At 73.7% G+C, this 13,777-nt stretch carries 11 protein-coding genes; 5 read left to right on the plus strand and 6 right to left on the minus strand.

Features of this window, described 5'->3' with window-relative positions; all coding sequences use genetic code 11:
* Positions 1–26: 26 nt before the first annotated feature.
* Complete coding sequence (locus K4S16_RS34465) at positions 27–602, plus strand: TetR/AcrR family transcriptional regulator (protein WP_149263258.1); 576 nt, start codon at positions 27–29, stop codon at positions 600–602.
* On the opposite strand, the gene K4S16_RS34470 is transcribed toward K4S16_RS34465, so the two are convergent.
* From K4S16_RS34470 to K4S16_RS34485, 4 genes are read right to left on the minus strand one after another with little or no spacing between them, the layout of a single operon-like run.
* A complete protein-coding gene (locus K4S16_RS34470) occupies positions 599–1,201 on the minus strand; it encodes an ATP/GTP-binding protein (RefSeq protein ID WP_149263259.1) in 603 nt (200 codons plus the stop codon). The two genes, K4S16_RS34465 and K4S16_RS34470, sit on opposite strands and share 4 nt — an antisense overlap.
* Entirely contained in the window at positions 1,182–1,556 is a 375-nt protein-coding gene (locus K4S16_RS34475; protein WP_149263260.1) for a DUF742 domain-containing protein, read from the minus strand. The genes K4S16_RS34470 and K4S16_RS34475 overlap by 20 nt, the downstream gene beginning before the upstream one ends.
* Positions 1,557–1,564: 8 nt before the next feature.
* Positions 1,565–2,005, minus strand: coding sequence for a roadblock/LC7 domain-containing protein (locus K4S16_RS34480; protein WP_308800931.1), 441 nt, complete (start codon positions 2,003–2,005; stop codon positions 1,565–1,567).
* Positions 2,002–4,449: a nitrate- and nitrite sensing domain-containing protein gene (locus K4S16_RS34485; RefSeq protein ID WP_149263261.1), complete on the minus strand. Its 2,448-nt coding sequence runs from the start codon at positions 4,447–4,449 to the stop codon at positions 2,002–2,004. The genes K4S16_RS34480 and K4S16_RS34485 overlap by 4 nt, the downstream gene beginning before the upstream one ends.
* A gap of 481 nt (positions 4,450–4,930) precedes the next feature.
* Between K4S16_RS34485 and K4S16_RS34490 the strand changes: the two genes are divergently transcribed.
* A complete protein-coding gene (locus K4S16_RS34490; RefSeq protein WP_149263262.1) occupies positions 4,931–6,445 on the plus strand; it encodes a M28 family metallopeptidase in 1,515 nt (504 codons plus the stop codon).
* Between the two features lie 98 nt (positions 6,446–6,543).
* On the opposite strand, the gene K4S16_RS34495 is transcribed toward K4S16_RS34490, so the two are convergent.
* The gene (locus K4S16_RS34495) at positions 6,544–7,374 is read right to left on the minus strand and encodes an LLM class F420-dependent oxidoreductase (protein ID WP_149263263.1); all 831 of its coding nucleotides are present in this window, start codon (positions 7,372–7,374) and stop codon (positions 6,544–6,546) included.
* Between the two features lie 62 nt (positions 7,375–7,436).
* On the opposite strand from K4S16_RS34495, the gene polA reads away from it, so the two are divergent.
* The 3 genes from polA to K4S16_RS34510 all read left to right on the plus strand — a co-directional run bounded on the left by polA (position 7,437) and on the right by K4S16_RS34510 (position 12,243).
* Positions 7,437–10,070 carry a DNA polymerase I gene (polA, locus tag K4S16_RS34500; protein WP_149263264.1) on the plus strand — a complete coding sequence of 878 codons (2,634 nt, stop codon included), beginning with the start codon at positions 7,437–7,439 and terminating at the stop codon, positions 10,068–10,070.
* Between the two features lie 109 nt (positions 10,071–10,179).
* Positions 10,180–10,680, plus strand: a complete 501-nt coding sequence (locus K4S16_RS34505) for an inorganic diphosphatase (RefSeq protein WP_149263265.1) — start codon at positions 10,180–10,182, stop codon at positions 10,678–10,680.
* A gap of 12 nt (positions 10,681–10,692) precedes the next feature.
* Positions 10,693–12,243, plus strand: coding sequence for an FAD-dependent monooxygenase (locus K4S16_RS34510; protein WP_149263266.1), 1,551 nt, complete (start codon positions 10,693–10,695; stop codon positions 12,241–12,243).
* On the opposite strand, the gene K4S16_RS34515 is transcribed toward K4S16_RS34510, so the two are convergent.
* Positions 12,237–13,718 carry an NAD(P)/FAD-dependent oxidoreductase gene (locus tag K4S16_RS34515; protein WP_149263267.1) on the minus strand — a complete coding sequence of 494 codons (1,482 nt, stop codon included), beginning with the start codon at positions 13,716–13,718 and terminating at the stop codon, positions 12,237–12,239. The genes K4S16_RS34510 and K4S16_RS34515 overlap by 7 nt on opposite strands.
* Between the last annotated feature and the right edge of the window lie 59 nt (positions 13,719–13,777).

Raw genomic sequence — 13,777 nt, forward strand, 5'->3', positions numbered from 1 at the left:
GAACCCGATTTGGTACTCTCGCCGTCATGACCTCGGTGGACGAGCGGGCGACCCGGGCGACGCGGCGGCGCGAGGTGCTGATCGACCGGCTCATGGAGCTCTTCCTGGAGCACGGCTTCGCCGAGCTGGGCGTCGCGGACCTGGCCGCGCGGCTGCACTGCTCCAAGAGCACGCTCTACTCGGTCGCGGCGAGCCGGGAGCAGATCATCGTGGCCGTGGTGCGGGCCTTCTTCCGCCGGGCCACCGAGCGCGTGGAGGCCGTGCTCGACGGCAGCGCCGACCCGCGTGAGCGCGTCGGCGCCTACCTGCGGGCGATCTCCGACGAGCTGGCCCCCGCGTCCGCCGCGTTCTTCGCCGACCTGGACGCGTTCGCCCCCGCGCGGGAGATCTACAAGCGCAACACGCGGTACGCCGTGCGGCGCGTGCAGGGCCTCGTCCGGGAGGCGGCCCCCGGCGGCGACGCCGCGTTCGTCGGCGCCGTCGCGGGGCAGGTGATGGAGTCCATCCACCGCGGCGAGATCAAGGCGCAGACCGGCCTGGACGACTCGGCCGCCTACGCCGCGCTAGCGTCCCTCATCGTGGCCCGCATGGCGGCCGGTTAGTTCTGGGCCGACTGCAGGGCGTGCTCGACGAGGGCCACCAGGACGCCGCGCGCCACCTCCCGGCTCCGCACGTCGCACATCATGACCGGGACCTCCCGGTCGACGTCGAGCGCGTCGCGGATCTCCTCCACGGTGTAGCGGCGGGCGCCCTCGAAGCGGTTCGCCGCGATGACGAACGGGAGCCCCCGCTGCTCGAAGAAGTCGATGGCGGCGAAGCTCGTGCTGAGCCGCCGCGTGTCGACCAGGACGATCGCGCCGACCGCGCCGTAGGCGATCTGGTCCCACATGAACCAGAAGCGCTCCTGGCCCGGCGTGCCGAACAGGTACAGCCGGACGCCGCCGGAGAACGTCAGCCGGCCGAAGTCCATCGCCACGGTCGTGGTGGTCTTGCCCTCCACGCCGCCGAGGTCGTCGACGCCCACGGAGGCGTCGGTGAGGACCTCCTCGGTGCGCAGCGGGCGGACCTCGCTCACCGCGCTCACCAGCGTGGTCTTGCCGACGCCGAAGCCGCCGGCCACCAGGACCTTCAGGGTGTGGAGCGGGACGTCGTCGTCGCGCCCGTGCGCGCCGGCGGTCGGGTCAAAGGCGGCGGAGTTCATCGAGCACTCTCATGAGGATGCGGGGGTCGGGACGTTCGGTCTGCGCGGCCTGCGGCATCTCCTCGATCAGGCCGTACTGGTACAGGTCCTCCAGCAGGATCTGCACGACCCGCAGCGGCAGGTCGGTCTCCGAGGCGAGGTCGGCGGGCGTGGAGGGCCGCCGGCACAGCTCCAGCAGCCGCCGCTGCTCGCGCGACAGCCAGACGCGGTCGGCCGGGGTCCGGCCGGTCGCGACGAGGATGGCCACCAGGTCCAGGACGAGCCCGCGGGGGCGGGTGCGCCCGCGGGTCACCGCGTAGGGCCGGACGACCGGGCCGGCGTCCGACCCGACCCAGCGCTCTCTCGGGCTCTCCACGGCCGGCTCTAGCCTGACGCGCCCGAGCGGACCGGCGGATCCTGCGCCTCGGCGCCGCGCGGCTGGGTCGACAGCGTGCGCCGCACCCGCTTGATCAGCATGGTCGTCTCGTAGGCGACCAGCCCCGCGTTGCCGCCCGCGTCGCTCAGCACGGCGAGGCAGCTCCCGTTGCCCGCGGGCATGACGAAGAACAGCAGGCCGTCCAGTTCGACGACGGTCTGCCGCACCTGCTTGGCCTGGAAGTGCTCGCGGGCGCCGTTGGCCAGGCTGTGGAAGCCCGACGACAGCGCCGCGAGGAACTCGGCGTCCTTGCGGGTGACGTCCCCGGAGGCGCCCATGACCAGCCCGTCCCTGGACAGCAGGACGGCTTGGCGGACCTCCCCGACCCGCTGCACCAGATCGTCGAGCAGCCAGTCGAGTTCACCGCCGGCGTTGCCCTGCCGCATCATGACTCCCCCCATTCATCGCGTGGATCCAGTTCGCCCGGCTCGTCGTCGACCCTGCCGCGCAGCCATCCCGACTGCAGCGACGCCATCAGGTCGCGGCTGAGCTCCGGGCTCGGTTCTTCGAAGTCGTCCTCGCCCGCCGGGGCGGGCTGGGCGTGCCGCGGCGCGGACCGCCCGCGCAGCTGCGGGGCCAGGGAGCCCTGCCGGACCCGGCGCGGGAGCCGTCCCGTGACCTCGCTGTCCTCCACCCCGCCCGGCTCCGGTCCGGCGCCGTTCGGCGGCTCACGGTCCGCGAACGGCCGTGCCTGGTCGAGGGGCGGGTCGAGGAGCGGCTCGGGCGGCGGCGCCGGCGGCGGCACGGGGCCCCGCCCGGCGGGCAGCCCGGCGGGCTCGCCGGACGTCCGGTCCTGGACGATCCGGCCGGGCAGCGCCGGACGCGACGGGCGGCCGAGCCGTGCCGGGCCCATGCCCGCGGACGCCGCCGACCCGACCGGCTGCGGCGCACCGGCGTGGCCGCGGCCCATGTGCCAGTCGTCGTCGAAGACGACCAGCGCGTGCGGCACGAGGACGATCGCGGTCGTCCCTCCGTACGGGGACGGCTGCAGCGACACCTGGATCCCGTGCCGGGCGGCGAGGCGCGCGACGACGAAGAGGCCGAGCCGCTCGGTGTCGACCAGGTCGAACTCCACGGCGCTGGCGAGCCGCCGGTTCAGCTCCTCCAGCTCGTCGGCCTCCAGTCCGACGCCGCGGTCGACGACCTCCACGGCCAGCCCGTTGGCCACGGACTCGATCTTGACGGTGACCTCGGTGGCCGGCGGGGAGAACGACGCCGCGTTCTCGATCAGCTCGGCGAGCAGGTGGATGACGTCGGCGACGACGTCGCCGGTGACCGCGGCCGACGACGCGCCGGTCACCTCCACCCGCGTGTAGTCCTCCACCTCGGCGATCGCGGCCCGCACCACGTCCTCCGCGGCGACCGGATGGTCCCAGGCGCGGACGGTCGGCGACCCGGACAGGATGACCAGGCCCTCGGCGTGCCGCCGCATGCGGGTGGTGAGGTGGTCGAGGCGGAACAGGTCGTCCAGCTCCTCGGGGCTGGACGCGCGCCGCTCCATCTGGTCCAGCAGCCGCAGCTGCCGGTGCAGCAGCGACTGGCTGCGCCACGACAGGTTGACGAAGACCCGGTTGATGCTGGCGCGCAGCTCGGCCTCGCCGACCGCGGTGCTCACGGCCGTCCGCTGGACGGCGTCGAACGCGTCGGCGACCAGGGCGATCTCCCGCGTGCGCCCAGGCTCCGGGCGCGGCGCCTCCGCGTCGACGTCGACCTTCTCGCCGCGCCGCAGCCGGGCCACGACCGCGGGCAGCCGCTCGTGCGCGAGCCGCTGCGCCGACGCCTGCAGGTCGCGCAGCTCCTGCGCGAGCCGCCGGGCGAACAGCACCGGCACCGCGACCGAGGCGGCCACGATCAGCAGGCCCACGACGCAGGCCAGGAAGAAGCGCAGCATGATCTGCCGTCCGGCGGGCCCGACGAGCTCGTCGTTCAGGACGTCGCCGGCGCGGGAGGAGGCCTTCTGCCACAGCGGCGTCAGCTCCTGCGTGACCGCCCGCCACTCCCGGACGCCCGGGCTGAGGCCCTGCCAGCGGATCTGGCTCTCCATCGAGGTGAAGCTGCCGTAGGCGGAGGACGTGGCGACCCCCTCCATGACCCGGGAGATCTCGCCGGTCACCTCGGCGCGGGCGAGCGAGAGGAACTCCTCCCGGTTGCCGGCCCAGCCCGCGAAGGCCATGCGCTCGGCCGCGTTCAGCCGGTGCGCGCCGACCGCGGACAGCAGGGCGTCCTCGCGCAGCATGAAGTCGCTCGCCCACGAGAAGTGCATGATCCCGGAGCTCTGCCGGTAGACGGAGGTGTCGTCGACGCTGACGAACGTCGTCAGCAGCCGGAACGTCGTGTCGGAGAAGCCGCTGTAGGCGTCGATGGCCTGCACCGTGCTGGCCGCGCCCTGGGTGATCTGGGTCCGCAGCGGCTCGAGCTGGTCGAGGCTGGCGCTCAGCGCCTTCATGCGCTCCCAGATCTCCGGGCTCATCGCGTCCCTGAGGTCGGGCTTGAAGGCCGACGAGCGGAAGGCCGCCACGGCGGCGTCGGTCCTGCCCGCGACGCCCTCGTAGGCCCGGGCGCTGGCGCCGGTCCGCGCCTTCAGCACGACGACGGCGGCGGCGCGCTCGCGCTGGAGCGTCCCGATGACGGCGCCGGCGGGCAGCCCGATGTCCTTGTACATCCGCGTGAAGTCGGTCCGCTGCAGCGCGGCGGACAGCGTCGTCCCGGCCGAGAACGCCCACAGCGCCACCAGCGCGGCGAGCGGGATGGCGAGCAGCATCGCGATCCGCCGCCCGACCGGCCGCGTACGCGCCCGCTCATGGGAGCCATGAACCTGCTCGGGCTTCGTCACCGGCCCACACTCCTGATCGTCCTCGATCCCGGTCGTCCCCGACCGACCTGGCGGCACCGGAGCATACTTAGTTCGATTTGCCGGGTACCAGTGGCCTCACCTGCGGCGACTTGTGACCTCTCGCGTGCACCGCGTGAACCGGGGCCCCCGAGCGTCCCCGCGGCCGACGCCGCGCGCACGCGCCGCCCGGGCCCGCGGCGCCTGCGCAACGCTCGTCTCCTCCGCGATGTCGTCGCAGGTCAGCGGCCAGATCCGGAAATAGATGATCTTGTTTTCCGGATGTTTTCCGGGGCTTAATGATCAACTCGGCGGAGGTTCGTGGACCGGTCCCGGAGAAACCGGCCGGGGTGCGGCGGACGTGGGACCGCCGTGAAAAACGAGGCCAATATTGGCCGTTTCGATGCAGAGTCGTGTCTTGTTGTAAAAAATGACGCATGTCAGGCTTCGGTTTACTTTGTCCCCCCACCAACGGAGACCGAGCATGCGCAGAGCCGCGCTAGCCGTCCTCGCCGGGTTGTCGCTCGCCGCCACCACCGTGGCCGCGGTGCCCTCCCAAGCCGCCGGGCCGGCCCAGTCCAAGCTGGCCAAGCTGGTCACGCTGAAGAACGTCCGGCACCACCAGCTGAACCTGCAGAAGATCTCGGATGCCAACGGCGGCAACCGGGCCGCGGGGCTCCCCGGTAACAAGATCACCATCAAGTACATCGCGGACCAGCTCAAGCGGGCCGGATACACCCCGACGGTCCAGGAGTTCGAGTTCGACTACTGGGAGGAGCGGTCGGAGCCGGTCCTCGCCGAGACCGCGCCCACTCCGAAGACCTTCGCGCCGCACAGCGACTTCGAGACGCTCCAGTACTCCGGGTCGGGCGACGTCACCGCCGCGGCCACGCCCGTCGACCCGGAGGCGACCGGGGACGGCAGCGGCTGCGAGGCCGGCGACTTCGCCGGGTTCCCGAAGGGCCACATCGCGCTGATCCAGCGCGGCGGCTGCTTCTTCTCCCTGAAGACCGACAACGCCATCGCCGCCGGCGCGGCCGCCGTCGTCATCTACCAGCTGCCCGACCAGCCGGGCCCGGTCGGCGGGACGCTGACCAAGCCGTACGGCATCCCGGTGGTCGGCCCGACGAACGCGGTCGGCAAGGCCCTCGTCCAGCAGGCGCAGAACGGCGGCGTCACGCTCCGGGTGAAGACCGACACCCTGAACGACCGGCGCAAGGCCGCCAACGTCATCGCCGACACCAAGCGCGGCAGGGCCGACAACGTCGTGGTGGTGGGCGCGCACAACGACAGCGTCACCGCCGGACCGGGCATCAACGACGACGGCTCGGGCACCGCGACGCTGCTGGAGATGGCCAAGCAGATCAACAAGCTCGGCTCCAAGGTGCACAACAAGGTGCGGTTCGCCTTCTGGGGCGCCGAGGAGGAGGGCCTGCTCGGCTCGCAGTACTACGTCGACAACCTCCCGGAGGCCGAGCGCGCCAAGGTCGCCCTGATGCTCGACTTCGACATGCTCGCCTCGCCCAACTACGTGAACTTCGTCTACGACGGCGACAACAGCGCGGGCGAGAACAACGTGGAGGCCCCCGCGGGCTCCGGCGCGATCGAGAAGGCGTTCACCGACTACTTCGCCAAGCGCAAGCTCGCCACCGACCCGACGCCGTTCAACGGGCGCTCCGACTACGACGCCTTCATCTCCGTCGGCATCCCCGCCGGCGGCCTGTTCACCGGCGCCGAGGGCATCAAGACCCCCGAGCAGGCGAAGGTGTACGGCGGAACCGCGGGCCTCGCCTACGACCCGTGCTACCACCAGGCCTGCGACACCTACGACAACGTGGACCTGAAGGGCTTCGACCAGATGATCGACGCCACCTCCGCCGTCACCGAGCTGTTCGCGCACAGCACCCTGACGGTCAACGGCAATGAGCTCGCCCGCCGGCAGGCGCAGCCCAGGAAGCGCATGGTGCCCGACGAGATCGGCAACCACGCGACCCGGTAGGACTCCGGCAGGACCGCTCACCCCGAGGGACGCGCCCCGCACAGGGCGCGTCCCTCACCTTGTGCGGCCCCCGCCACGGCCCCTGGTCGGAAACAAGGTCAGAGCATCACGTCGGCGATCGCCCGCAGCGCGGGACGGGGGTCGCCGCCCGGCTCGGTCAGCACCTGGACGGCGACGCTGTCCGCCCCCGCGTCCAGATGGGCGGTCAGCCGCTCGGTCACCGCCGCCGCGTCGCCGTGCGCGACCAGGGCGTCCACGAGCGCGTCGCTGCCGCCGCCGGCGAAGTCGTCGCCGGTGAACCCCAGCCGCTCGAAGCTGGCGACGTAGTTGCGCAGGCCGAGGTAGCGGCCCAGGGTCTCCCGGGCGATCGCGCGGGCGCGTACCGGATCGGGTTCGAGCACGACCTTCTGCTCCGGCGCGAGCAGCGGGCCGGCCCCCAGGACCTCCCGCGCCGACCTGGTGTGCTCGGGCGTGGTCAGGTACGGGTGGGCGCCTGCGGCGCGCTCTGCCGCCAGCCGCAGCACCTTCGGCCCCAGCGCGGCGAGGACCCGCCCTTCCGCCGGGACGTTCCCGGCGTCCAGCCGGTCGAGGTAGTCCACGATCGTCTCGTACGGGCTGCGGTACTCCTGGTCCCGCTCCCGGTGGCCGATGCCGGCGCCGAGCAGGAAGCGGCCGCCGTGCGCGTCGTTCAGCCGGTGGTAGCCCGCGGCGGCCTCCTCGGCCGGCGTGCTCCACATGTTCACGATGCCGGTGGCGACCACGATGCGGTCGGTCGCGGCGAGGACGCGCCCGGCGATGTCCGGATCGCCGGGCGAGGCCCCGATCCAGATCGCGCCGTACCCGAGCTCCTCGACGTCTCTGGCCAGTTCCGGGTCCAGGAGCGGCCAGGGGCACCAGATCCCGAGCCGGCCCAGTTCGATCTTGGTCATGCCGGTGCCAACACCCCCGCGGGCGGTTTCATGCCCCGGCCCCCGGTGCCAGGATGTGACGCATGACCGACCGGCCCCGCCTGCTGCTCCTGGACGGCCACTCGCTGGCCTACCGAGCCTTCTACGCGCTGCCGGTCGAGAACTTCAGCACCGCCTCCGGGCAGCCGACCAACGTCGTGTACGGGTTCGCCAACATGCTCGCCAACGTCCTGCGGGACGAGCGCCCCACGCACGCGGCCGTCGCGTTCGACGTCTCCCGGCAGACGTTCCGCACCGAGGCGTTCCCCGAGTACAAGGCGACCCGGGCGCGGTCGCCGAGCGAGTTCGGCAGCCAGCTCCCGATCCTGGACCGGCTGCTCGCCGCGATGAGCGTGCCGGTGCTGCGCGCCCCCGGCTACGAGGCCGACGACGTCATCGCGACGCTGGCGGCGGCCGCGGAGGCCGGCGGCATGGACGTGCTGATCGTCACCGGCGACCGGGACGTGCTCCAGCTCGTCAGCGACCGCGTCACCGTCCTGTACTACTACCGGACGGCGTCGGAGATGATCCGGTACACGCCCGGCGCGGTCCAGGAGAGGTACGGGCTGACCCCGGCCCAGTACCCCGACTTCGCGGCGCTGCGCGGCGACCCGTCCGACAACCTTCCGAGCATCCCCGGGATCGGGGAGAAGACGGCCGCCAGGTGGGTCCGCGAGTTCGGGTCGCTCGACGCCCTGCTGGAGCGCGCCGGCGAGGTGAAGGGCAAGGCGGGGGAGAAGCTGCGCGCCGCCGCCGGAACGGTTCGGCTGAACCGGCGGCTGACCGAGCTCGTCCGCGACCTCGACCTCCCGGTGGCGCCCGCCGACCTGCGGCGGCGCCCGTACGACCTGGCCGCCTTCACCTCCCTGCTCGACGAGCTGGAGTTCCGCAACGCCAGCCTCCGCCAGCGCCTGTTCGCCGCCGACCCCGGCGGCGGACGTCCCCCGGAGGAGGACGGGCCGGAGCCGATCCTGGGGCGGGAGCTGGAGCCGGGCGAGCTGCCCGGCTGGCTGGACGCTCACGCGACCCGCCTGACCGGGCTCGCCGCCGACTACACGTGGGCGCGCGGCGCGGGCGGCATCGACCGGATCGCGCTGGCCGCCGGCGACGGGCACGCGGCGTCGTTCGAGCCCGCCGCCCTTGCCGCGGAGGACGAGCGGGCCTTCGCCGCCTGGCTGGCCGACGCGGACCGGCCCAAGGCGCTGCACGACGTGAAGTCGCTGCTGCGCGTCCTCGGCGAGCACGGCCTGCGCCTCGACGGGATCGCCACCGACACCGCGATGGCCGCCTACCTCCTGCTGCCCGGCCTCGCCGCCTACGCGATCGCCGACCTGGCGGGCCGCCACCTCGGGCGGCGCCCGTCCGGGGAGGGCGCGGCCGGGCTGATGCAGAGCGCCCGCGCCGTCCTCGACCTGGCCGGGGTGTTCGCCGCGGACCTGGCGTCCACGGGCATGGACGAGGTCCTGCGGGACGTCGAGCTGCCGCTGTCGCGCCTGCTCGCCCGCGCCGAGCGCGCCGGGGTGCACGTGGACGCCGGCCTCCTGCACGAGCTGGAACGGCACTTCGCGGACGCCATGGAGCGGGCCGCCGACGAGGCCGCCGGGATCGCCGGGCGCCGCTTCAACCCCGGCTCGACCAAGCAGCTCCAGGAGGTGCTGTTCGGCGAGCTCGACCTGCCCCGGACCAAGAAGATCAAGTCGGGGTACTCCACCGACCTGGACGCGCTGACCTGGCTCGCCACCCGGACCGACAACGGCCTGCCGCAGGTCCTGCTGCGCCACCGCGACCAGGCGCGGCTGCGCTCCACGGTCGCCGGGCTCATCCGGGAGATCGGCGCGGACGGCCGCATCCACACGAGCTTCCAGCAGACCGTCGCCGCGACCGGCCGGCTCAGCTCCACCGAGCCGAACCTGCAGGTCATCCCCGTCCGGACGGAGGACGGGCGGCGCATCCGCCGCGCCTTCACCCCCGGCGAGGGCCACGAGTCGCTGATGACAGCCGACTACGGGCAGCTCGAACTGCGCGTCATGGCGCACCTGTCGCAGGACCCGACCCTGCTGGCGGCGTTCGCGTCCGGCGAGGACCTGCACACCACGATGGCCGCGCAGGTCTTCGGGGCCGCCCCGGGGGCCGTCACCCCGGACATGCGCCGCAGGATCAAGGCGATGTCGTACGGGCTGGCGTACGGGCTGTCGGCGTTCGGCCTGGCCAAGCAGCTCGGCATCGCGGTGGCCGAGGCGCGCCCGCTGATGGACGCCTACTTCGAGCGGCTCGGCGGCGTCCGCGACTACCTCGACCACGTCGTCGCCGAGGCCAGGGCCACCGGCTACACCCGCACGATCCTCGGCCGCCGCCGCTACCTGCCCCACCTGAACAGCGAGAACCGGCAGCGCCGCGAGACCGCCGAGCGGATGGCGCTGAACGCCCCGGTGCAGGGCTCCGCCGCCGACATCGTCAAGATCGCGATGCTGCGGGTGGACGACGCGCTCACCGCGGCCGGGCTCGCCAGCCGCCTGCTGCTCCAGGTGCACGACGAGATCGTCCTGGAGGTGGCGCCCGGCGAGGAGGGCGCGGTGCGGGAGATCGTCCGGACCGGGATGACGACCGCCTACCCGCTCACGGTCGGCCTGGAGGTCGCCATCGGCTCCGGCGCCGACTGGAACGCCGCCGCGCACTGAGACCGCCGCCTCCCGGCGCCCGCCTCCCGACACCCGACCGCCGAAACCTGCTGCCGGCCCGAGGTGGCCGCCCGGCTTGTGGGGTAGTGCTCCCCTTGGGGAGGGATTCATGGAGATCGACATGATCGTCGAGATCCCCCGGGGATCGCGCAACAAGTACGAGATGGACCACCGGCTCGGCCGCATCCGGCTCGACCGGATGCTGTTCACCTCGACGCAGTACCCGCTGGACTACGGCTACATCCCGGACACGCTCGCGGAGGACGGCGACCCGCTGGACGCGATGGTGCTGCTGGAGGAGCCCACCTTCCCCGGCTGCGTGGTCAGGGTGCGCAGCGTCGGGGTGTTCTGGATGCACGACGAGGGCGGTCCCGACGCCAAGATCCTCACCGTGCCCGCCGGGGACGTCCGCTACGCCGGGATCCGCGACCTGCGGGACGTCCACGAGCACATCCTCGACGAGATCGCGCACTTCTTCGACATCTACAAGAGCCTGGAGCCCGGCAAGGGCACCGACGTGCGCGGCTGGCAGGACCGGCGCGTCGCCGACCGGACGATCGAGCGGGCCGCCGAGAACGCGCGGGAGGTGGCCGGGAACGCCGCGACGTGATCGGGTGGAGCCGTGAGCGACAGCGAACCGGTCGTCGTCGTGGGTGCGGGGCCCGTGGGCCTGGTCACGGCGCTGCTGCTGGCCCGGCACGGCGTGCCGGCCGTGGTGCTGGAGGCCGCCGCCCGCCGCGACCCGTCCGGATCCCGGGCGATCTGCTTCCAGCGCGACGTCCTCGACGTGCTCGACCGCGTCGGGTGCGCCGAGCCGATGATCGCGCGCGGCGTGACCTGGACGACCGGCCGCACCTACCACCGCGGCGACGAGCTGTTCGCCGTCACCTTCCCCGGCGCCGGGCGCGGCGCCGTGCCGCCCTGGATCAACATCTCCCAGGCGGAGGTCGAGGCGCGGCTCCGTGACCTCGCGGCCGCGGAACCGCTCGTCGACGTCCGGTACGGACACCGCGTCGGCGGCGTGCGCCAGGACGAGGAGGGCGTCGAGGTCCGAGCCGAAGGCGGGGGCGCGGTGCGCGGCACCCACCTCGTCGGCGCGGACGGCGGGCGCAGCGCCGTCCGGGAGCTGCTCGGCATCGGATTCCCCGGCCGCACCTTCGCCGACCGGTTCCTCATCTGCGACATCCGGGCCGACCTGCCGTTCCCGAGCGAGCGGCGGTTCTACTTCGACCCGGAGTGGAACCCGGGGCGCCAGGTCCTGGTCCACCAGTGCCCGGACCGGACGTGGCGCATCGACTGGCAGGTCCCCGCCGACCTCGACCTCGACGCCGAGCGGAGGTCGGGCGCGCTGGACGCCCGCATCCGGAGGATCACCGGCGGCGCCCCGTACGAGATCGTGTGGGCGACCGTGTACCGGTTCCACGAGCGGTGCGCGGCGGCGTTCACGTCCGGGCGCGCGTTCCTGGCCGGGGACGCGGCCCACCTCTACGCGCCGTTCGGCGCCCGCGGCCTGAACTCCGGCATCCAGGACGCGGAGAACCTCGCCTGGAAGCTCGCGTTGGTCCGTCGCGGCCTGGCCCCGCACGGGCTCCTGCACAGCTACGACACCGAGCGCCGGGCGGCGGCCGAGGAGAACCTGCGGGTGACGACGCGGACGATGGAGTTCCTCGTCCCGCAGACCCCGGACCAGCGGGCCCGCCGCCTGGCGGCCCTGGAGGCGGCCCGGACGCACCCGGACCCCCGCACGATCATCGACTCGGGCAGGCTCGCCGAGCCGTTCTGGTACCTGGACTCGCCGCTGACCACGCCCGCCGGGCCGGGGGAGGACTTCCCGCGCGGCCCCGGGGCCGTCCGGCCGCCGGTGCCGGGCGTCCTCTGCCCGGACGGCCGCTGCGTCGTGGACGGCGAGCCGACCCGCCTGCGCCGCCTGTTCGGCACGCGGTTCGTGGTCCTCACCCAGGGCGAGCGCGCCGGGGGGCTGCCGACCGACATCCCGCACCGGGTCCACGCGCTGGACGGCATCGACACCGGCGGGGTGCTGCGGACGGCCCTGCGCGCCGGCCCCGACACCGTGCACATCGTGCGCCCGGACGGCCACCTGGCCGCCGTGCTGCCGTCCTACGACCCGGAGGCCGTGGCCGCGGCCCTGCACCGGGCCTGCGGGCGCTACTGACCGGCGCCCAGGACGGCGCGGGCCGCGTTGTGGCCTGGGATGCCGCTGACGCCGCCGCCCCGCCGGGCGCCCGCCCCGCACAGCAGCACGCGCGGGTGCTCGGTCTCGACGCCCCACCGCCCGCGTTCCTCCGCCGCCTCGGCGAACGGCCACGACAGGTCGCGGTGGAAGATGTGGCCGCCGGGGAGGCCGACCTCGTCCTCCAGGTCGACGGGCGTCTTCGCCTCCAGGCACGGCGTGCCGTCCGGCGCGCGCAGGAGGCAGTCCTCGATCGGCTCGGCGAGCACCGAGTCGAAGGACGCCAGCGTCGCGCGCAGCGCCGCGGCGCGCGCGCCTTCGGGATCCGCCCGGAACAGCCGCGCCGGCATGTGCAGGCCGAACAGCGTCAGCGTGTGCGCCCCGGCCTCCCGCAGGTCCGGGCCGAGGATGGACGGGTCGGTCAGCGAGTGGCAGTACACCTCGGCGGGCGGAACGGCCGGGACGCGGCCCTCGCGGGCGTCCCGGTAGGCCGCGTCGAGCTGCCGCCGGCTCTCGTTGATGTGGAAGGTGCCGGCGAACGCCTCCTCCGGCCGGACGGACGGGTCGCGCAGTCGCGGGAGCCGCGAGAGCACCATGTTCACCTTCAGCTGCGACCCCTCGGCCGAGCGCTCCCGGGGCATGTTGACCAGCACCCATCGGGCCGAGACGGCGTGCTCGGCGCCTTCGGCGTCCCGGAACGCCACCTCCCCGGCCGGGTCGACGTGCAGGACCTCCATCCCGGACCGCAGCTCCGCCCCGGCCGCGCGGGCGGCGTCGGCGAGGGCCCCGGTGACCGCGCCCATGCCGCCGACCGGCACGTTCCAGTCGCCGGTCCCGTCGCCGATGACGTGGTAGAGGAAGCAGCGGTTGGCCAGGAGCGCCGGGTCCGAGGTGTCCGCGAACGTGCCGATCAGCGCGTCGGTGAGGACGACGCCGCGCACGGTGTCGGCCGCGAAGCGCTCGTCCACGACGTCGCCGATGGGCCGCTCGAACAGGTCGCGCCAGGCCTCCTCGTCGTCCACCGCCTTCCGCAGCTCCGCGCGGTCGCGCAGCGGTTCCAGCAGGGTCGGCGCGACGCGTTCGGCGACGTGTCCGGCCATCGCGTAGAAGCGGCGCCAGGCGTCGGCGTCGGCCCCCAGGGACGCCGCCGTCCGCGCGGGGTCCCCGTTGTCGACCAGCAGCCCGCCTCTGCCGACCGGCGTGTACGAGGAGAACCGCCGCCCGCGCAGCTCGACGCCCAGGCCGAGGTCGCGGACGATCCGCGACGGCAGCAGGCTCACCAGGTAGGAGTACCGCGAGACGCGGGCGTCCACGCCGGGGAAGATCCGCGCCGAGACCGCCAGCCCGCCGAAGTGCCCGAGCCGTTCCAGCACCAGCACGCGCTTCCCGGCGCGTGCCAGGTAGGCGGCCGCGACCAGCCCGTTGTGCCCGCCGCCCGCGATGACCACGTCGTACATGACCACAGAAAACCACACCGATCGCCGGACGCGCGGAAATCCGTTGGCGGGTGCGGCCG

Source organism: Actinomadura sp. K4S16 (assembly GCF_008327685.1).
Lineage (GTDB): Bacteria > Actinomycetota > Actinomycetes > Streptosporangiales > Streptosporangiaceae > Spirillospora.